Raw genomic sequence first — 19837 nt, 5'->3', positions numbered from 1 at the left:
GGCATGCCTCAGCTCCGGAAGAGGAACAGCATGAGTCACCATGGATCCACGCTGCTGGAGTGGCTCGCACAGAAGCTCAGGCCCAGGCCGGCCGGGCCGCCCCGGCCTTCCGTCCCGGCGCCCGCCGGTCCACCGGTCCCCGGGACGGCCTGGTTCACGGCCGACTTCTCCTCCGCCAGGCAGTGGGTCGCGGGCCGCTCATGGGCGTATCCGGGTGGCGGGCCGACCAACCCCGGCGACAACAAGCTCGATTACCTCGTCCCCGACCCGGACTACAGCCGTGGCGGCGTCTTCCGCGCGACCCGCCGCCCCGACGGCAAGTGGAGCACCGGCCTGTTGACGACCGAGGGCAGCCCCGAGCAGTTCACCGTCCGCACCGGCGACATCCTGGAGGCCCGCGTACGGCTGCCCACCGAGATCGGCGCATGGCCGGCGATCTGGACCTGGCGGGACGGCCGGAACGAGATCGACATCTTCGAATACCATCCCGACAACCCGGACCTGCTGGAGCTGTCCAACCATGTACGGGGCGGCGGGCACTACTACACCGACCCCGCGATCCAGCCCGGCGCGTGGCTGGACCTGAAGGTGGAGTTCCTGGCGAGATCCGTCGTCTGGTGGGTCAACGGCGTGCGCGTCTACGCCGACAACACCGGCGTGGGCCGCGACTGGTACGCCTATCTCATCGTGAATCTCTCCGTCTGCGCCGGCGCGTACCATCCGGCCCCGGAGCCGGACACGACGGAGATGTCGTACGAGGTCGAGCGGCTGTGTGTCTACCGTCCCTGACCCGCTCAGAGGCATCGGACGGAGGCCCGCCCCGCACAGATCGACGTGCGGCGCGGCGGCCGGTGCGCGAGACTCGACGTGATGGACGACGACGAGCAGCACACGGCTCCGACCGGCGACCGGAACCTGTTTCCGGGACCGGATCCGGCCGGACGCCCCGTACGGGTGCGCGGCCCGGAACGGCCGGGCGGGCCTCCGGACGGCTGCCGTGACCGGGAGGTGCCCGCGCCATGAACGGGGCGCAGCCTCCGCTCCCGGGCGAGCGGGGCGAGGACTATCTGCCGATCGCCGAACACGGTCTGATCGGAGACATGCGTACCGCCGCGCTGGTGGGGACCGACGGCCGCATCGACTGGTTCTGCGCTCCCCGCTTCGACTCACCCAGCGTCTTCGGTTCTCTGCTCGACGTACACCGCGGCGGTTTCTGGGAGATCGCGCCGGTGTGCCAGGCCGCCACCCGGAACCAGTTCTACTTCCCCGACACGAACATCCTGATCACCCGCATGCTCACCAACGACGGCATCGTGGAGATCCAGGACTTCATGCCGGTCCTGCGGGAGCGGGACACGGCGCACCGGCAACGACTGGTGCGGCGGGTGGTGAGCGTGCGTGGCGAGATGCGCCTGGGAGTGCGGATCGCGCCCAGAATGAACTACGGCCGGGACCGGCACCGGCTGGAGCGGATGCCGGAGGGCGTGTGCTTCACCGGCGAGACGCTCATGCTCTCCGTGCGCTCCTCCGTCCTTCTGGAGCTGGACGACACCGACGCCCACGCGGAGTTCGACCTCACCGAAGGCGAAACGGCGCTGTTCGTGCTGGAGACGACCAGTGAACACGAGACCTGCACCACCGCCACGGACGCGGACACGGGCGCGGCCACCGGGACGGCCGCGGGCGCCGACGCGGCGCAGGCCGCCGAGGAACTCTTCGAGGGAACCGTGACCTTCTGGCGCCGCTGGCTGAGCCAGTCGACGTACACCGGCCGCTGGCGGGAGACGGTCCACCGGTCGGCGCTGACCCTCAAACTGCTGACGCATGAACCGACCGGCGCCATCGTCGCCGCGCCGACCCTGGGTCTTCCGGAACAAGTCGGCGGCACACGCAACTGGGACTACCGGTACGTATGGATCCGGGATGCCGCGTTCTCGCTGTACGCGCTGCTCAGGCTGGGCTTCACCCAGGAGGCGCAGGCGTTCATGGAGTGGCTCACCGAGCGCCTGCGCTCGGCGGCCGACGGCGAGGGTGGCCCGCTCAGCGTGGTGTACTCCATCGACGGGCTCGCCTGTCTCCCGGAGGAGACGCTCGGGCATCTGGAGGGCTACCGGGGCTCCCATCCGGTACGGATCGGCAACAACGCCAGCGGCCAGCGCCAGCTCGACATCTATGGCGAACTCATCGACTCGATCTATCTGTTCAACAAGTACGGCGCGGGCATCTCGCACGAGAGCTGGATGGATCTGTGCGGCATCCTCGAATGGCTGCTGAAGAACTGGGACAGCGCCGACGAGAGCATCTGGGAGACCAGGGCGGGAGAACAGCACCACACCTATTCGCGGCTCATGTGCTGGGTCGCCGTCGAACGCATGATGCGGATGGCGCACCAGCGTGGTCTGCCCGGCGATCTCACCCGCTGGGCCATCGCGCGCGACGAGATCTACCACCAGATCATGGCGCGTGGCTGGGATCCGCGGGCCCGCACCTTCGTACAGCGCCTCTCCGCGGACCCCGACCGTCCGCCGGAGGACATCCTGGACGCCTCGCTGCTGCTGATGCCCATGGTCAAGTTCCTTTCGCCGGTCGACCCGCGGTTCCAGTCCACCGTCGACGCGATCGCGGGCCGGCTCGTGATGGACAGCCTGGTCTTCCGCTATGACCCCGAGCAGGCCCCGGACGGCCTGGACGGCACCGAGGGCACCTTCTCCATCTGCTCCTTCTGGTGGGTGGAGGCGCTCGCCCGCACCGGCGATGTGGAGCAGGCGCGGCTGGCGCTGGAGAAGATGTTCACCTATGCGAACCATGTCGGTCTGTACGCCGAACAGATCGGGCTGACCGGTGAGCACCTGGGCAACTTCCCGCAGGCGTTCACCCACCTCGCTCTGATCAGCTCGGCGTTCAATCTGGACCGCGCGATGGGCTGAGGGTCGCGGACGGAGCCTCGGAAGGAGCCGGCCGTCGTGAGTGACAGGGATCCACTGGAGCGGTATCGGGGCAAACGGCATTTCGACACCACGGCCGAGCCCAGTGGCGGGGATGCGCGGGCCGGTGACGAGCCGTCCTACGTGGTGCAGATCCATGACGCGAGCCGGACACACTTCGACTTCCGCCTGGAGGTGGACGGTGTGCTCAAGTCCTGGGCCGTGCCGAAAGGGCCCTCCACCCGTCCCGGTGACAAACGTCTGGCCGTGCCCACCGAGGATCACCCGCTGGAGTACCGGGAGTACGAAGGGGTCATTCCCAGCGGCGAATACGGCGGCGGCACCGTCATCGTGTGGGACGAGGGGACCTACCGTCCGCTCGCGGGCCACCGGCCGGGCCGCGCCGGATCCTTCGGCGAGGCTCTGGCACACGGCCATGCCTCCTTCTGGCTCGACGGCGCGAAACTGCGCGGCGGCTACGCCCTCACCCGTATCCGGAGCGGCGAGGACGGCGACGAGGAGGCGTGGCTGCTGGTGAAGGAGAAGGACTCCGCCGCCAGATCCGACGGCCCCGCCACGCCGGACCCGTACCGGGCGCGGTCCGCGCGGTCCGGACGCACATTCCACCAGGTGGCCGAGGACGAGTCGGCGAGCGGTGGCTGAGCGCCGACCGGCTTCGAGCCGGCGGCGTTGATCTTCCGGCGCGCCGGATGCGTACCGGCGCGCAGGGCGGCAAGGTGAGGTGAAGCATCGCTACGGGGCCGTGATCGTCCCCACCTGGCAGAACGGAGTGGAACAGAGATATGCCGGCGTCACCTCATGCCGTACTCGGGGCCCCTTGCTGGGTGAGTCTGATGGCACGTGATCTTCAGGCCGCCCAGGACTTCTACAGCGCGGTCCTCGGCTGGACCTACCGGCATACCTCCCTGGGCGACGAGTTCACCGCCGCGCTCGCCGACGGCACACCGGTCGCGGGCATGGGAGCCCTCGCTCCCAGTCTCCAGGCCGCGGTCGCGTGGACCCCGTACTTCCTGGTCGACGACGCCGACGCGGCTGCCGCGCGGGTCCGGGAACGGGGCGCGACCGTCGCCGTCGGTCCTCTCGCGATGAAGACGGGCCGCGCCATCCTGGGCGCCGACCCGGACGGTGCCGTGTTCGGGATGTGGGAGGGGCTGATCATCCCGGGCTGGTCCGTGGGGCGGGGCAGTGGGCCCGCCTGGCTGGAGCTCCGTACCAGGGACGCGTTCGCCGCCGCGATCTTCTACGCCGGGGTCCTCACCTGGGGCTCGGAGGCGAAGGAGAGCTGCGAGGTCCGCTACGAGGACGATCAGGTGCTGGTCGACGACGGTTCGCACACGGTCGCCGCGCTGCGTGGCGGCGCGGTGGAGAGCGCTCCCGATCCGCAGATCCGGCCCCGCTGGCATGTGTCCTTCCGTGTGGCCGACGTCGACGACGCCGTCGAGGCGGCCACGCGCGCCGGAGGCGTCATCGTCGCTCCGCCGGCCACCTCACGCCGCTCGGACTCCGCGCGCGAAGCGACGCTCCGTGACCCGGACGGCGGGATCTTCACCATCACCTCGTGACAGATACCGGCGCCTCCGGGCACCGGCGTCTCACGCCACGGGCGCCCGGTCCCGGGCCTCTCCCGCGGCGGCGCGCGCGTTGCGGCGGAGCGAGGACCAGAACGACCAGCCGATCAGCACCACCCCGACCAGGCCGGTGATGATCTCGCTGACCTCGTACTGGATGGTGACGAGCAGGATCACGGCGAGCGCTCCGATGGCGTAGTGCGCGCCGTGCTCCAGATAGACGTAGTCGTCGAGAGTGCCCTGGCGGACCAGGTAGACCGTGAGCGAGCGGACGTACATCGCGCCGATCCCCAGGCCGAGAGCCATCAGCACGATGTCGTTGGTGATGGCGAAGGCGCCGATGACACCGTCGAACGAGAACGACGCGTCGATGACCTCCAGATAGAGGAACATGAAGAAGGCTGCCTTGCCGGTGACGGCGATCGCCGCGCCGTTCCCGCCGCGGCTCTTCTCCGCCGCGCGTACCTCGCGCTCCCGCTCCTCCTCGCGTTCCTCCTCGTCTTCGAGGCGGTTCTCGAAGTAACTGGAGAGACCGCCGACGATCAGATACGTGATGAGGCCCGCGACTCCGGCGGTCAGCACCGTCTGAGCCTTGTCGGCGTGTTCGCCGCCGTGCTGATGTGCGTGCGTGGCGACCGTCATGGACGCGATGACCAGGACGATCAGCGAGATACAGACCGGAAGCATCTCGACCTTGCCGATCCGGGCCAGCGGCCGCTCCAGCCAGGCCTGCCACTTGATCTCCCGCTCCTCGAAGATGAAGTTGAGGAAGATCATCAGCAGGAAGATGCCACCGAACGCCGCGATCGACGGGTGCGCGTCGGTCACCAGTTGCTGGTACCGGTCCTTGTCGTTCAGCGCCAGATTCACGGCCTCGACGGGGCCGATCTTGGCGGTGACCGCGACGATCACGACAGGAAACGCGAGCCGCATCCCGAAGACCGCGATCAGCACACCGACCGTAAGGAAGATCGTCTGCCAGAAGGCGCTCATCTTCTTGAGGATTCCGGCGTTGATCACCGCGTTGTCGAAGGACAGCGAGACTTCCAGGACGGCCAGGATCGCGACGATCCCCAGGGCGGCCCACCCGTCGTAGAGGCCGCCGGCGGCGAGGCCGAGCGCGGTGACGAGAAACGCCCACCTGAAGGTTTTCAGAAGCACGTGCTGCCCATTCTGTGTACGGAGGCCCCGCTCCCACCCGCGCGGGTGCCCTGGGGCCCTCTCGACCAGGGGCCCGAACAGACTCTCACGGTAGGTGATCGCGACTCCCAGCCGCGCGTCACCCCCCAGTTCCGGGGCCCCTTGCGGCGGGCCGTCTCCCACTCTGGCCGACTCGGTTACGTGCGGCGGGACACGAGCGTGACGTGTAGATGTACGGACCACACACGGCGTGTGAAGCAGACCGCGCGGCGCGGTGGGCGTCCTGGTCGCAGAGCTGACCTGCCTGGCCCCGGCGCGGCGTCCGGACTTCCGGCACCGGCCGCCGCACCGGGGTTTCGCGCACCTGCCCTGACCAGGGTTTCCGGACCGCTGGTGGGCAGGCGTATCGGTGCGACCCCTGCTCAGACCGTGTCAGCGACAGCGCCCAGCAAGGCTGCGCCGGCCGGGACATCGTGGCTGAGCCGGACCGCGCGGTGCGGCAGCATCGCGAGACGAGCCGCCACCTCGGCGCGCGCACTCTCCCGACCACCGCCGTCCACGCCCTGAGCCTGCCCAAAGACGTCCGGGTAGCGGTCCTCCGTCGCGCCCGACATGAAGTCGGCCTCTCCCAGCGTGCGGGTGCCATCGACCACGTCCGGCGACGCGTCGGTATCGACCTGGGGGAAGAGAAGACCCGCCGCCCGGCCGCCGGTGGCCAGCGGCGCGTCGAACAGGCCCGGGAACTGGTCCGGGAACACCTGGACCTTCCGCTCCCGCTTCGCGTTCTCCCACAGCGGGGTGTGGTCGCCGGCGCAGGGGCGCACGCGGCGGACGGCCACCCGGCTTCGACGAGGACCGCTACAAGAAGCGCAACACCGTTGAGCGGGCAATCAACCGGCTGAAACAGTCGCGGGCACCACTCGCTACGACAAGCGCGGATACGTCTTCCTCGGGGCCGCCACCGCAGCGGCCGTCGCGATCTGGCTCCGTGTGCAGCAGTGCCGCGTTCACCGGAAAACGCCCCTCTCGCCGACGGTGGGAGTCGTACTCACTGCGCGGAGCCACTGCAACGCGGCAGGGCGCGGCGGCTGGAAGGCGCGCCGCGACCCGCCGCGATCAGTGGCCGAGGCCGACGTCGAGACGGTGAGCCTCACGGTCAGCACGTACTGCGCCACCGTCCGGTCCTCCGGTGGTGGCCGCGCCGAACGAACACCGCGTGTCTCGCACGCCGGGCCGGGCCTTCCGTGAATCACGGACGACTGCCAGACTCCTCCCGTGCCCGACTTCGACATGCTTGTCATCGGATCAGGACCGGGTGGCCAGAAGGCCGCCATCGCAGCGGCCAAGCTCGGTCGCCGGGTCGCCGTGGTCGACCGCCCGCACATGCTGGGCGGCGTCTCCATCCACACCGGTACCGTCCCCTCCAAAACACTGCGCGAGGCGGTGCTCTATCTCACCGGGCTGAGCCAGCGGGATCTGTACGGCCAGAGCTACCGGCTCAAGGAAGAGATCACCGTCGCCGATCTGACGGCTCGTACGCAGCATGTCGTCGGCCTTGAGGTGGACGTCGTCCGCAGCCAGCTCGCCAGGAACCAGGTCACTCTGCTCACCGGCACCGGACGGTTCGTGGACGAGCACACGGTCGCCGTACGGGACGCCTCGGGCCAGGACCGCCTGGTCACCGCGGACCACATCGTCATCGCCACCGGCACCCGCCCGGCCCGCCCGGCCAGTGTCGAATTCGACGACCGTACCGTCATGGACTCCGACAGCGTCCTCAATATGGAGAAAGTGCCCCGGTCCATGGTGATCGTGGGCGCCGGCGTCATCGGCATGGAGTACGCGTCGATGTTCGCGGCGCTCGGCAGCAAGATCACCGTGGTCGAACAGCGCGGCGGCATGCTGGACTTCTGCGATGTCGAAGTGGTGGAGGCGCTCAAGTACCGTCTGCGCGACCTGGCGGTGACCTTCCGCTTCGGCGAGACCGTCTCGGCGGTCGAGCGTCACGAGCAGGGCACGCTCACCATTCTGGAGAGCGGCAAGAAGATCGCCGCCGACGCGGTGATGTACTCCGCGGGACGGCAGGGGCTGACCGACGAGCTCGACCTCGACAAGGCGGGCCTCTCCGCCGACCGGCGCGGCCGGATCACGGTGGACGAGCACTACCGCACCGCCGTTCCGCACATCTACGCCGTCGGTGATGTCATCGGCTTCCCGGCCCTGGCGGCGACTTCCATGGAGCAGGGCCGCGCGGCGGCCTACCACGCCTGCGACGAGCCCGTGAACCCGATGCACCACCTCCAGCCCATCGGTATCTACACGATCCCCGAGATCAGCTTCATAGGACGGACCGAGGACCAGCTCACCGACGAGAAGGTGCCGTTCGAGGTTGGCGTCTCGCGCTATCGCGAGCTGGCCCGGGGCCAGATCGTCGGAGACGCGCACGGCATGCTGAAACTGCTGGTGTCACCCGAGGACCGACGGCTGCTCGGCGTGCACTGCTTCGGCTCGGGCGCGACCGAGCTGATCCATATCGGTCAGGCCGTCATGGGATGCGAAGGCACCGTCGACTACCTGGTGGACGCGGTCTTCAACTATCCGACGCTCGCCGAGTCCTACAAGGTCGCCGCCCTCGATGTGACCAACAAGATCCGCCAGACAGCACGTATGGAACGCTGAACCGCGCTCGTCGTCCCGTCCCGGTACGGCTGCCGAAGAACCCGGGCCGGGCCGTAAACCGCCGAGCCGCTCAGCGGCGGCGCGGGCGTGCCGCGTGTGCGTCGGTGATGTGGGCGGTGAGCGCCACCGACGCGGTGGCGCGCTCGTAGGTGAGCTGCGCGACGCGCGCGTAGAGACAGTCGAGGATCAGCAGGACCGAGTGGCGGGTGCCGAAGCTGCCGCGCCGGAAGCTGGTCTCCGCCGAGGTCGAGGTGAGGTGGACCGCGGCGGCCTGGGCGACCGGTGAGCGCGGGTCGCCGGTGACGGCGATGGTGGTGGCGCCGCGTTCCACGGCCAGCAGCAGCGGACTCAGGACCTCGCGGGTGTTGCCCGAGTGGGAGAGCGCCACCACGGTGTCCGCCGGTGTGAGCAGCGCCGCCGAGGTCTCGGCGGCGTGCACCTCGGTCCAGGCGCGGGCCGGGCAGCCGATGCCGAACAGCCGTGCCTCCGTCTCGCGCGCCACGATGCCGGAGCCGCCGACGCCGTAGACATCGATGCGGCGGGCCTTCGCCAGGGCCTGTGCGGCTCGTTCGAGGGCCTCGCGGTCCAGGCGTTCCACGGTCCCCCGCAGCGCCTGGAGATCCGCCTGGGCGACCACGGCGATCAGATGGTCGAGGTCGTCGTCGGGGCCGATGTCCGGGCCGAGCGGGTGGTCGTCCGGGCCGTCCGGGCGCCGGCCCTGCTCTTTGGCGAGTTCCAGCAGAAGCTGCTGGTAGGAGTCCAGACCGAGTGCGCGGCAGAAGCGGGTGACGGTGGCCTGTGAGGTGCCTGTGCGACGGCCGAGTTCGGCGGCGGACGCACGGGAGATCGCCGAGGGGTCCGCCAGCACCAGCTCACCGACCTTCCTCAACGAGCCGGTGAGCCGGGGCAGTTCGGAGCGGATCAGGGCAGTGATCATGGCGAACTCGTCTCGGCCGGGGTCTTGTCCGCAAGTGAATCTATCAACCACCATGCGATGCGATGAATGAATCTGTCCAACATCCCTTGGTAATCGGTATCGATGCGGGAGGCACCCGGCTGCGCGCCTATCTCGCCGACGGCACGGGCCGGGTGCTCGGCTCGGGAACCGGTGGCCCCGGCAACGCGCTGAGTGTCGGACGTGCCGATCTGACGCGGCATCTGGCGCGGGCCCTGGACGCGGCCGTACCGGTGGGTCTGCGTGGTTCGGTGGTGGCCGCGGCGGGCGGCTTCGCGGGCGCCGCCGAGGACGCCGGGCCCGAGTGGGGTCAGCGGCTCGCCGCGCTCTGTCTGGCCGAGGCGCTGGCGCTGACCGGTATGAAGGGCGTGGCGAGCGAGGTGTACGGCGATGTCGAGGTCGCCTTCGCGTCGGCTCCCGGCGCGCCGTCCGACGGTCTGGTGCTGGTCGCGGGTACGGGTGCGGCGGCGGGCCGGGTGGCGGACCGGCGCTGTGTGCGGACCTCGGACGGCGGCGGCTGGCTGCTGGGCGACTCGGGCAGCGGATTCTGGCTGGGACACATGGCCCTGCGCGCGGTGCTGCGGGCGCTGGACGAGCGCGGCCCGTGGACCTCACTGGCGGATGCGGTGCCCGCGCACTGCGTGCCGGGCCATGTGAGCCCGCGCGCGCCCTGGCCCGAACGAGGCCGGCTCAAGGAGCAGTTGGTCGGATGGGCACACTCCAGGCCACCGGTCGCGCTCGCTCTGCTGAGCCCGCTGGTGGTGACGGCGGCGGACACGGGTGACGGAGTGGCCCGGTCCCTGCTGGACGAGGCGGCGGCCGAACTGGCCGCCACGGTCGGGGCGTTGGCGCCGCGCCCCGGTGAGCCGCTGGTGGTGACCGGCGGGCTGGTCGGTCCGGAGGGGCCGCTGCTGGAGCGCCTGACGGAGCGCACGCGCGCGACGGGACTGCGGATCACGGCGGTGCGTGACGGCGGCGCCGGAGCGGTGGCGCTGGCCCGGCTGCTGGTCTGAACCCTTGACCTGAACTCCCGCGACTGGTTCATTGTTTCAGACCACGCAAATAATACTGGCTGAATCAACCAAGCCGACTGAATCAGCCGACTGAATCAAGCGAGCACTGGAAAAGGGGATCACCGATGGCTGAACCAGAGCTCAGCGCCGCCGAGTTGGCCGTCCGCGTACGCTCCGCGATGGACCGGGCGGTCGACGGCAACAGGGACGGGGTCGCGGCGGCGGCCCGGCTGTTCGCGGACTGCGTCGCCGCCGACGGCGTGATCCACGCCTTCGGCACCGGGCACTCGCAGGCGACGGCGCTGGAGATCGCCGGGCGGGCCGGCGGGCTGATCCCCACCAGCCGGATCGGCCTCAGCGACCTGGTGCTGCGCGGCGGTGAGGACCGCTCGGTGCTCGCCGATCCGCTGCTGGAGCGCCGGCCGGGACTGGCAGGCCGCCTCTACGAGCTGGCCGCTCCCCGGCCGCAGGACCTCTTCGTGATCATCTCCAACTCGGGCGTCAACAACTCCGTCGTCGACATGGCCCTCACGGCGCGCGAGAAGGGACACCGGCTGGTGGCCCTCACCTCGCTGGAGCACACGCGGTCCGTCCCGGCCCTGCATCCCAGCGGCAAGCGGCTCGCCGACCTGGCCGACGCGGTGCTGGACAACCGCGCGCCGGCCGGGGACGCGCTGCTGCCGCTGCCCGGCGGCGGCGCGCTGTGCGGTGTCTCCACCATCACCTCCGCCCTGCTGGTGCAGATGGTGGTGGCCGAGAGTGTCGCCCTGCTCATCGCCGAAGGCCATGAGGCGCCGGTGTACGTGTCCGCCAATCTGCCCGGCGGCTTCGAGCGCAACGCCGTGCTGGAGGCCCGTTACGAAGGCCGGCTGCACCGCGGCGGACACTGATCCGCGCCGGACCGCGGACCACCGGGGCACACCGCCCGCGCAGCGGCGAAGCACCTCACCGGCGCGAGCCGCCGGACGGGCCCTCAGAGCCGTCCCGCCTCCACGATCCGCCGCAGGAACCGCCTCGTACGTTCGTGGCTCGGATCGCCGAAGATCCGCTGCGGTGTGCCCCGCTCCAGCACCACGCCGCCGTCCAGGAAGCACACCTGGTCCGCGACCTCACGGGCGAAGCCCATCTCATGGGTGGCCAGCACCATCGTCATGCCGTCGCCCTTGAGGTCCCGTACGACCGACAGCACCTCGCCGACCAGTTCGGGGTCGAGCGCCGCGGTGATCTCGTCGAGGAGCAGCAGCCGGGGACGCACGGCGAGGGCCCGTACGATCGCGGCGCGCTGCTGCTGGCCGCCGCTGAGCCGGTCGGGATACTCGCCCGCCTTGTCACCGAGACCGAGGCGCGTCAGCAGTTCGCGGGCCCGCTCCTCCGCCTCCGCGCGCGGGACACCGAGGACCCGGCGCGGTGCGAGCGTGATGTTCTGGAGGACCGTCATGTGCGGGAAGAGGTTGTACGACTGGAACACCACGCCGATACGGCGGCGCACGGCGTCCGGGTCGGTCCGCGGATCGGTGATCTCCTCACCGTCGAGGAAGATCGCTCCGTCGTCGATCTCCTCCAGCAGATTGGCGCAGCGGAGCAGGGTCGACTTGCCGGAGCCCGAGGCACCGATCAGCGCGGTCACGGTGTGCGGCGCCACATCGAGGGAGACATCACGCAGCACGACCCGGTCCCGGCCGAAGGTCTTGCGCACGGACTCCAGACGCAGCACCGGAGCGCCGTCGGCCGTCACCGGTGCCTCGACGGCCGTCATACGGTTCCTCCTTGCGCGCGCCGCCGGTCCATCCGGGCCGTGATCCAGTCGGTGAAACGGGTCATCGGGATCGTCAGGGCGACGAAGACAAGGCCCGCGACGACATACGGCGTGTAGTTGAAGTATTTGCCGGCGATGATCTGGGCCGCGTAGACGGCGTCGACCGCGCCGGCGATGGAGACCAGGCCCGTGTCCTTCTGCAGCGACACGAGGTCGTTGAGGAGCGGCGGCACGACGCGCCGTACCGCCTGCGGCAGGACGACGTACCGCAGTGTCCTGGCGCTGGACAGTCCCAGTGAACGGGCCGCCGCCCGCTGGGACGGGTGTACGGACTCGATCCCGGCCCGGAACACCTCGGCGACATAGGCCGAGTAGGTCAGGACCAGCGCCGTGCCGCCGAGCAGCACGGGATCGGTGGTGACGCCCTGCAGCCGCAGTGCCGGGACGCCGAAGACGACCATCAGCAGACAGATGATCAGCGGCAGGCCGCGGAAGAAGTCGGTGTACGCGGTGGCCAGCGCGCGCACCGGGAAGAAGACCGGGCCGCGCAGCGTACGGGCGACGGCCAGCAGCAGTCCGAGCACGAGGACGCACACTCCGCAGACCGCCAGCAGCCGCAGGTTGAGCAGCAGACCGTCGAGGACCTGGGGCAGCGCCATGCGGGCGTACTCGGCGCTGAAGAATGTCTCACGGGTGCGCTGCCAGCCCGGCGAGCCGGTGATGACGAGATAGAGCACACCGCCCGTCACCAGCGTGGAGAGCGCGGCGATCCCGGTGGCGCGGCGGGCGCGGGCGCGCTTGTAGCGCTCGCGCTCGATCCGCCGCGCCGACGGCGTGTACGTGTCGTCTCCGCCGCCGTCCTTCTCCGTGCGGACGGTGCCAGAGGTCACTTGAGCACCGGGGCGTTCACGGCGTCCGACAGCCACTGCTTCTCCAGAGCGGCCAGGGTGCCGTCCCTCCGCAGTCCGTCGACGGCCCGGGTGACGCACGAGGTGAGCGCGCTGCCCTTGTCGAGGACGAGTCCGAACTGCTCCGCCGCCCCAGCGGAGTCGGCGAACTGGCCGACGACCTTGGCGTCCGGCACCTCGGCCGAGGTGATGTAGAAGGCGGTGGGCAGATCGACGACGATCGCGTCGACCTGGCCGTTGCGCAGCGCGGACTTGGCGAAGTCGTTCTTCTGGAAGACGGCGGGCTTCTGCGTCGGCTTGATGATCTCGTTGATCGTGTCGAGGCTGGTGGTGCCGACCTGGGCGCCGAGTTTGGCTCCCTTGAGGTCGGCGCCGGTGGCGGCCTCGGCGTACGGGGAGTCCTTCAGTGCGACGACGGCCTGGCGGACCTCGTAGTAGCCCGAGGAGAAGTCGACGGCCTGCTTGCGCTCGTCGCTGATGGAGACCTGGTTGATGTCGAAGTCGAAGTTCTTCGCACCGGGCGCGAAGGAGTTGTTGAACGGCACCGTCTGCCAGACGACCTGGTCCTTCTCGTAGCCGAGGGCCTTGGCGACGGAGTACGCGACGGCGGACTCGAAGCCCTTGCCGCTCGCCGGATCGTCGTCCTGGAACCAGGGCGCGTAGGCCGGTTTGTCCGTCCCGACCGTCAGCTTTCCCTTCGCCTGTGTGGCCAGAGCGGCCTTGTCGCAGGACTGCGCGGAGGCAGCGGCCCCGGTGGAGGACGTGTCGGCGGACGACGGTGTCTCCTGAGGGGCACACCCCGTGGCGGCGGCGAGGGCCACGACGAACAGTGCGGGGAGAAGGCTTCGGGCGGTGAGGTGCATGGCGGGAGACTGACACCGCCGAGGGGTGTCTGTCGAGATCGCGGTATTGCGATCTCATGAAATTCCGCTTGTGGGCGTACCCGCGAGGTTTGGGACGCCCCGCGCTCGCACCGGCCGGACCGGTCCAGGACGCCTCCGGGACGCCATGAGCCGTATCGCCGCCGCTCAGGCCGGCCGGTGTCCCGTGAGGCCGGGTCGCCGCTCGCGGGATTGTCGTTACGCTGATCGTTGATGTTCACCCCTCAGGGCCCGACCCTCCGCGAACTCGCCGTGCAGGCGCTCTCCTCCATCGAGCACGGCTATGACCTGCTGGCTCCGAAGTTCGACCGGACCCCGTTCCGGACGCCTGCCCCGCTGCTGGAGGCGGTGGTGCGTACCCTCCGGCCGCTCGGACCGTTCGGCGCGGGACTCGACATCTGCTGCGGGACAGGCGCCGGGGTGGGTGCCCTGCGGCGGCTGTGCGAGGACCGGGTCACCGGTGTCGACTTCAGTACGGGCATGCTCGCGGGCGCCACATCGGCCTTTCCGCAGGCCGCGGGCGTGCCGTCGGTGAGCTGGGTCCGGGCCGACGCGCGCGCTCTTCCGTTCAGAGCCGGCTTCGACCTGGCCGTGAGTTTCGGTGCGTTCGGCCATTTCCTGCCCTGCGAACGGCCGGTGGTCTTCGCCCAGGCGTACGCGGCCCTCAGGCCCGGCGGCCGGTTCGTCTTTCCCGTCCCGGCGCCGCCGCGAGTCGGCTCGACGCTCTACTGGGCGCTCTGGGGTTTCGACACCGTGATGCGGCTGCGCAATCTGCTGTGGCATCCACGGTTTGTCATGTACTACCGCACGTTCCGGCTTCCGGATGTGCTGGCGGAGCTGAGGGACGCCGGGTTCACGGCGGAACTACTGCCTCTGACCGATCTCGGCCGGCTGCCCGACGGCGGTCCTCGCTGTGTCCTGGTGGTCGCTCACCGGGCCTGAGTCCGCGCCGCCCGGTGGCGGCGATGTCTCCTGGGCCGGACCGCTCACGCCGGACCCCTCACGCCGGACCGCTGACGGCGGACGCCGCGGCCTTCGCCGCCTTCTCCACCAGCGAGACTCCGGCGTCCATGGTGACGCTGCCCCTCGACAGCACCGCCAGCAGGCAGGGATGTCCGTCCACGGATATCCGCCCGATGCTGTTGATGTCCCACAGGCCGGTGGCGCTCCGCTGCAGCCAGCCGTTCTTCAGGCCCGTGACCGTGCCCGCCGCCGACACACCCCAGTCCTGGTCCGCCGCTATCCCGCCCATCAGGCCCCGTGCGTAGGTCCTCGACGCCGCGCTCAGCTCGGAGTCCTGGCCGAACACGGCGGACAACAGCACGAGCTGGTCGGCGGCGGTGGTCTGCGTCAGCCCCCACAGGCCGTTGGTCCCGGCGGTCGTCCCGGTGAGTCCCAGTCGGTGGTTCGCCGCGTCCAGACCGCGTGACCCGCCGATCGCGTTCCACAGCGCGTCCGCCGACGCGTTGTCGCTGACCTGGATCATCGAGGTCGCGTAGGCCTTCTCCTGCGCCGTCAGCCGGCGGTCCGCGTCCTGTGCCTTCAGCAGCAGCGCCGCCAGGATGTCGACCTTGACGATGCTCGCCGTGTCATACGTCTTCCCTGAGCCCACGCCGTACCGCGCGCCGCGGCCGTCCGTCAGATCGAGCACCGCGACCGACAGTGAGGCGGAGGTGGCGGCCAGGAGCGGCTGGAGCCGCTCGGACAAGACCTCGTCCGGAGCCCGCCCAGGCTTCTGGGCGGCCTTCCCGGCCGACAGCGCGTGCACCGATTCCGAGGGCGCGGGCGACGCGGCCGGCGCCGCCGGCAGCGACACGATCGACGTCAGCGGCGCGATCCCGGACGGCTCTCCGCTCCACGCGGGCAGGGTGCTCGTACGCGGTACGGCCCGCGAGTCACTGTGCGCGGTCCCGTGGAAGCCGGCCGTCACCGCCCATCCCGCCACCAGCAGGGTGAGGGCCGCTGAGGTGTGGAGCGCGGGATGGCGGCGTACGGACATGAGCGTCTGCGGGGTCAAACGGTGCCGGGACATGGCGAGAGGTTAAGAAGACATTCTGAGAGGCAACCACGTCTCAGGTAAACGTTATGTGACAAATTGCGTTATGCCCCGCGCTGTGCTTGGTCGCCGGGAAAATACCGTGTGATGAAATCGTTACGGAAGGTGCCGCGCGGATCGAGCTTCGCGAGCAGTGTTTCGAAGTCGGCGGAGCGCTCGTACAGCGCGCGGACACGCTCCGGAGCCATGGTGAACAGCTTGCCCCAGTGCGGCCTGACACCGAACGGCGCCAGCGCCTCCTCGATGACGCCCAGCACCGGCGTCACGGCCGCCGTGTCCGCGATCCAGGTGAAGTGGAACGCCACGGAGTCGCGTCCGTACGCCGGACTCAGCCAGTATTCGTCCGCCGCGACGGTACGGATCTCACCGATCTGGAGGACCGGCGCGATCCGGTCCCTGACACGTGCGAGCGCGTCGAAGGCCGCGAGACCGTCCTCCCGTGCGACGAAGTACTCGCTCTGCAGCTCCTCGCCGTTGCTGGGCGTGAACTCCGGCCGGAAGTGCGGCAGCCTTTCGTGCCACGGCCCGGCGACTCCGGACTGTTCCGTGCAGGTGACCGGGTCCATGCCGGGCACCGGGTGGCGAGGTCCGTCGGCGGGCTCGGCACCGAGCCCGCCCGCCAGCGCGGTCGCGCGCTCGTCGTCACCGACCCGGTGCTTCAGCCAGATCTGCTCCACCAGGTCGGTCCGCCAGCGGGTGAAGAGGCTGACGCTGTAGGCGGCCGAGAGTATGTCGTCGAACCGCTCGCGCAGCCGCCCGTACGGAAGCCCTTCGTACACCCACTGCCGGATGTCGTAGGCCGGTACCAGATCGAGCGTCATCCGGGTGACGATGCCGGCGGCGCCCAGTGCGACCACGGCTCCCGCGAAGTCCTTGTCACCGCGGGCGAGAGACAGGATCTCGCCGTCGGCGGTGACGATGTCGAGCGCACGCACCGCCGAGGCCAGCGCGCCGTTACCGACTCCCGATCCATGCGTTCCGGTGGCGCAGGCTCCGGCGACCGAGATGTGCGGAAGCGAGCCGAGGTTGTGCAGCGCGAGACCCGCGTCGTGCACGGCGCCGGTGAACTCCGCGAACCGCAGGCCGCCGCTCACCGTGACCGTGGCGGCGGCTCGGTCGACCTCCACGGTCCTGGGCAGTTCCGCCACCGAGACCAGGTCACCGTCGGTGTCCGCGATCCGGTTGAACGAGTGGCCGCTGCCGAGCGCGCGCACCGAAGGACCGCCGGCCACGATCTCGCGCAGCCGCTCCACCGACGAGGGCCGGTGGACACGCGCCGCGTTGAAGGTGATGTTGCGTGCCCAGTTCGTCACGGCCGGCGCGGCGGAGCGGGCCGCGGCGCCCTGCCCGTCCTCCTGAGGCGCGGCTTCACCGCTGGGTCCGGTGGTGGGTCCAGGCGTGCGGGACACGGTGTTCTCCTTCGCTGCGTTCGTGAGCGGCCGCCGTGCGCACCCACGTTTCCTTACGCGCACTCTGACACGCGAGGAGAGGGACCCGTCGCGGCGCCCACCGCATACGGCCGCTCCGGCTCAGCCGCCTTCCACTTCGGCCAGCAGTTCCCGCACACGGCGCAGCCCTTCGCGGACATTGGCCTCGGCGGTGATCTCCCGCGCCTCGGGAAGGGACAGCCAGCGCAGCGGGGCCTCGGGCGTCTCCGGGCGGATCGTGTCCGGTTCGGCGGTCGCCAGCACGAATCGCAGGTCGGCGTGGGCGTGCGCGGGTTCATCGCCCCTGGCGGGCACGGGCACGATGACCACCTGCACAAGGGAGTCGTCCGGGAAGGAGACAAGGTCGCCGAGACCGGTCTCCTCGACGGCCTCCCGCAGCGCGACGGCCAGCGGCTCGGTCTCTCCCGGGTCGCCGTGACCGCCCACCTGCAGCCAGGACCGCTGCCGTTCGTGCCAGCGCATCAGCACGCGTCCGCTGCCGGGATGCACGATCAGCGCGGACGCCGTCACATGCAGAGGGATCGAGCGCGACCACGGGTCGTCGGCGGTCTCGACGAGTTCGCGTACGCGGCCGGCATCGGCGGCCTCGGCGGGATCCCTCGGACGATACCGGGACAGCACATCGAGGATCGGCCGGCGGACGGATTCCATTCGCTCCACCTGTCAACTCGTCGGGCCGGCCGGTCCCTGTCCGGCCGTCGTACGGCATCGAGGAGGTTACGGTTCCGGACGGACGCTGTCCCGCGGTTTTGTCCCGGCCTCCGGACTCGTGCGCTCGTGCGCTCGTGCGCTCGTGGAATCCACTCATGGAATCCGGAGGCCGTGCCACCGGCTCGTACCGCTACGGCTTGCGGCCCACTCCGCCCCACATCGGGATGTCACCGGCCGGCACGTCGTGCGGGCCGGGCCGCCAGAGCGGCAGTGACACGACTCCGGGCTCCAGCGGCTCCGTGCCTTCGAAGAACCTCGCCACCTCGTCCCTGGTGCGAGGCGTCGCGGCCGCGTGCGCCGCTGCCCGCTCGTTGTAGACCCGCATCGACTGGGCCACCTCGTCGGCCGTGATGTCGGCCGCCGGATGGGAGATCACCAGATGGCTGCCGGACGGCAGCGCGTCGAGCAGACGGGCGGTGATCCCGTACGGGCCGTCGGCGTCCGGGATGTACTGGAGGACCGCGACCAGCATCAGGCCCACCGGCCGGCTGAAGTCCAGTGTGCGTGCCGCCTCGGCGAGGATGATCTCGACATCGCGGGCATCGGACTCGATGTAGTCGGTCCGTCCTTCCGGCGTGCCGACCAGCAGGGCGCGGGCATGCGCCAGCACGATCCGGTCGTTGTCCACGTACACGACACGCGAATCGGGCGCGACGGACTGGGCGACCTCATGGGTGTTGTCGGCGGCGGGAATGCCGGTGCCGATGTCCAGGAACTGCCGGATGCCGACCTCACCGGCGAGATGGCGGACGGCCCGGCCGAGGAACGCGCGGTTGGCGCGGACCGCTCGGACGATTCCCGGATTGGCCTCGGCCGCCAGCTCGGCGGCCTCCTGATCGACGGGGTAGTGATCCTTGCCACCCAGCCAGGCGTTGTACACCCGGGCCGGATGGGCCTGCCCTGAATCGATCTCCTGCGGCCGCTCCTCAGCCATCGTTTTCACCTCTCGGCCCGGCCTCTCGGCACGATCTTCACAGCAGCCTCAGCCTACGCATCCCGCCTGGTCCGGGCCGCGTCTTCGGCCAACTTCGCCGACGCGGACACATGTCCTGGACGGTGTCCTCCACGGTGGCCGTCGAGGCTCGCTCCCGGCCGTTCCGCACGCCGGTATCCACGCTTTCGCATGCGTATCGACCCACCCGATGAGAACTTTCGGTGCCCGATCGCCTACGCTGCGCAATATGGGCACGACGGTCGGGAGTGTGATCGGCGGACGCGGGACGCGATCCTGCGTCACGCTGTTCGCCGTGCTGGCCGCGCTGCTCCATGTGCTGGGATGTGCCCACGGCCCTGTCTCCGCCGCGCCGCTCCGGAACGCGCCGATGACCGCGGTGGCCACGCCGGACGCCGCGGCGGCCGTCTCAGGAGCCCCGGCCTCCGGGCACGCTCCGGCGCCGACCGCCTGCGCGGGACGGGCCGCCCATGGCGCGGCATCGTGTACGGACGCGGACGAGCCGAGCGTTCTGTCGCAGCGTACGGACGAGTCCGCCGTGCCGCCCGCGGTGGACGCCGTGAGCGCCGCCGACACCGTCGTACGGGATGCGGCGCGGCGTCCGGCTCGCGCGCGGCCGGCCGGTGAGAGCGCCGGAGCCGGCACGGACCAGCGACAGCGCGCGGCCCTGGGTGTGTGGCGGAACTGATCACGGCCGCGGGCCGCCGCCCGCGCGCGAGCGGTTGTGAGCGCGCGCGGTCGATGGCCCGGCCGGCTCTCTGACCGTTCGTCCCGCCACCGCCGCCGAGGCGTGCTCCCGTACGCCCGGCCACAGGAGATCTGTGC

The 19837-nt window shown here is 70.4% G+C and carries 20 protein-coding genes and 1 pseudogene; 11 read left to right on the top strand and 10 right to left on the bottom strand.

Translation table 11 applies throughout. The features are described 5' to 3' along the window. Nucleotides 1-30: 30 nt before the first annotated feature. From PV679_RS28900 to PV679_RS28880, 5 genes are all read left to right on the top strand, one after another. Complete coding sequence (locus PV679_RS28900; protein WP_319683427.1) at nt 31-789, top strand: family 16 glycosylhydrolase; 759 nt, start codon at nt 31-33, stop codon at nt 787-789. Between the two features lie 81 nt (nt 790-870). Further along, a complete protein-coding gene (locus PV679_RS28895) occupies nt 871-1023 on the top strand; it encodes a hypothetical protein (RefSeq protein WP_319683426.1) in 153 nt (50 codons plus the stop codon). Then, nucleotides 1020-2927, top strand: a complete 1908-nt coding sequence (locus tag PV679_RS28890; RefSeq protein WP_319683425.1) for a glycoside hydrolase family 15 protein — start codon at nt 1020-1022, stop codon at nt 2925-2927. The genes PV679_RS28895 and PV679_RS28890 overlap by 4 nt, the downstream gene beginning before the upstream one ends. Before the next feature lie 36 nt (nt 2928-2963). Then, nucleotides 2964-3587 (top strand): DNA polymerase ligase N-terminal domain-containing protein, encoded by a 624-nt coding sequence (locus PV679_RS28885; RefSeq protein ID WP_319683424.1) that lies wholly within the window; start codon nt 2964-2966, stop codon nt 3585-3587. Between the two features lie 191 nt (nt 3588-3778). Beyond that, nucleotides 3779-4507, top strand: coding sequence for a VOC family protein (locus PV679_RS28880; RefSeq protein WP_319683423.1), 729 nt, complete (start codon nt 3779-3781; stop codon nt 4505-4507). Between the two features lie 30 nt (nt 4508-4537). Here the strand turns inward: PV679_RS28880 and PV679_RS28875 are convergent, their stop codons facing one another. Both PV679_RS28875 and PV679_RS28870 read right to left on the bottom strand, forming a co-directional pair. After that, entirely contained in the window at nt 4538-5674 is a 1137-nt protein-coding gene (locus PV679_RS28875) for a DUF475 domain-containing protein (protein WP_319683422.1), read from the bottom strand. Nucleotides 5675-6075: 401 nt separating this feature from the next. Next, nucleotides 6076-6477, bottom strand: coding sequence for a hypothetical protein (locus PV679_RS28870; RefSeq protein WP_319683420.1), 402 nt, complete (start codon nt 6475-6477; stop codon nt 6076-6078). Here PV679_RS28870 and PV679_RS28865 point away from each other — a divergent pair. Further along, nucleotides 6459-6643: pseudogene (locus PV679_RS28865) on the top strand (IS5/IS1182 family transposase); the annotation flags it as partial. The gene PV679_RS28870 and the pseudogene PV679_RS28865 overlap by 19 nt on opposite strands. A gap of 285 nt (nt 6644-6928) precedes the next feature. Continuing rightward, on the top strand, nt 6929-8332 hold the full coding sequence (gene sthA, locus PV679_RS28860; protein WP_319683419.1) for a Si-specific NAD(P)(+) transhydrogenase: 1404 nt from the start codon (nt 6929-6931) through the stop codon (nt 8330-8332). 70 nt (nt 8333-8402) lie between these two features. On the opposite strand, the gene PV679_RS28855 is transcribed toward sthA, so the two are convergent. Further along, the gene (locus tag PV679_RS28855) at nt 8403-9269 is read right to left on the bottom strand and encodes a MurR/RpiR family transcriptional regulator (RefSeq protein ID WP_319683417.1); all 867 of its coding nucleotides are present in this window, start codon (nt 9267-9269) and stop codon (nt 8403-8405) included. 62 nt (nt 9270-9331) lie between these two features. Between PV679_RS28855 and PV679_RS28850 the strand changes: the two genes are divergently transcribed. Together PV679_RS28850 and PV679_RS28845 are read left to right on the top strand one after the other, a co-directional pair. Next, nucleotides 9332-10300, top strand: coding sequence for an N-acetylglucosamine kinase (locus tag PV679_RS28850; protein ID WP_319683416.1), 969 nt, complete (start codon nt 9332-9334; stop codon nt 10298-10300). Between the two features lie 125 nt (nt 10301-10425). Beyond that, nucleotides 10426-11190, top strand: a complete 765-nt coding sequence (locus PV679_RS28845; RefSeq protein WP_319683414.1) for an SIS domain-containing protein — start codon at nt 10426-10428, stop codon at nt 11188-11190. 83 nt (nt 11191-11273) lie between these two features. Here the strand turns inward: PV679_RS28845 and PV679_RS28840 are convergent, their stop codons facing one another. From PV679_RS28840 to PV679_RS28830, 3 genes are read right to left on the bottom strand one after another with little or no spacing between them, the layout of a single operon-like run. After that, on the bottom strand, nt 11274-12056 hold the full coding sequence (locus PV679_RS28840; protein ID WP_319683413.1) for an amino acid ABC transporter ATP-binding protein: 783 nt from the start codon (nt 12054-12056) through the stop codon (nt 11274-11276). Then, the gene (locus tag PV679_RS28835) at nt 12053-12946 is read right to left on the bottom strand and encodes an amino acid ABC transporter permease (RefSeq protein ID WP_319683412.1); all 894 of its coding nucleotides are present in this window, start codon (nt 12944-12946) and stop codon (nt 12053-12055) included. Before PV679_RS28835 ends, PV679_RS28840 begins: the two co-directional genes overlap by 4 nt. Next, on the bottom strand, nt 12943-13827 hold the full coding sequence (locus tag PV679_RS28830) for an ABC transporter substrate-binding protein (RefSeq protein ID WP_319683411.1): 885 nt from the start codon (nt 13825-13827) through the stop codon (nt 12943-12945). Before PV679_RS28830 ends, PV679_RS28835 begins: the two co-directional genes overlap by 4 nt. Before the next feature lie 231 nt (nt 13828-14058). Here PV679_RS28830 and PV679_RS28825 point away from each other — a divergent pair, with 231 nt between their 5' ends. Next, a complete protein-coding gene (locus tag PV679_RS28825; protein WP_319683410.1) occupies nt 14059-14787 on the top strand; it encodes a class I SAM-dependent methyltransferase in 729 nt (242 codons plus the stop codon). 58 nt (nt 14788-14845) lie between these two features. Here PV679_RS28825 and PV679_RS28820 read toward each other — a convergent pair whose 3' ends face one another. The 4 genes from PV679_RS28820 to PV679_RS28805 form a co-directional block, all read right to left on the bottom strand. Further along, entirely contained in the window at nt 14846-15877 is a 1032-nt protein-coding gene (locus PV679_RS28820) for a hypothetical protein (RefSeq protein WP_319683408.1), read from the bottom strand. 68 nt (nt 15878-15945) lie between these two features. Further along, the gene (locus PV679_RS28815) at nt 15946-17214 is read right to left on the bottom strand and encodes an FAD-binding protein (RefSeq protein ID WP_319683440.1); all 1269 of its coding nucleotides are present in this window, start codon (nt 17212-17214) and stop codon (nt 15946-15948) included. Between the two features lie 216 nt (nt 17215-17430). Next, nucleotides 17431-18000, bottom strand: coding sequence for an NUDIX hydrolase (locus tag PV679_RS28810; RefSeq protein ID WP_319683407.1), 570 nt, complete (start codon nt 17998-18000; stop codon nt 17431-17433). Between the two features lie 190 nt (nt 18001-18190). Continuing rightward, the gene (locus PV679_RS28805) at nt 18191-18994 is read right to left on the bottom strand and encodes an SAM-dependent methyltransferase (RefSeq protein WP_319683406.1); all 804 of its coding nucleotides are present in this window, start codon (nt 18992-18994) and stop codon (nt 18191-18193) included. 247 nt (nt 18995-19241) lie between these two features. On the opposite strand from PV679_RS28805, the gene PV679_RS28800 reads away from it, so the two are divergent. After that, a complete protein-coding gene (locus tag PV679_RS28800; protein WP_319683405.1) occupies nt 19242-19700 on the top strand; it encodes a hypothetical protein in 459 nt (152 codons plus the stop codon). Nucleotides 19701-19837 lie beyond the last annotated feature (137 nt).

The organism is Streptomyces sp. AK02-01A, from assembly GCF_033795305.1.
Taxonomy (GTDB): Bacteria; Actinomycetota; Actinomycetes; order Streptomycetales; family Streptomycetaceae; genus Streptomyces.
This window is presented reverse-complemented; position numbering and strand designations above follow the sequence as displayed.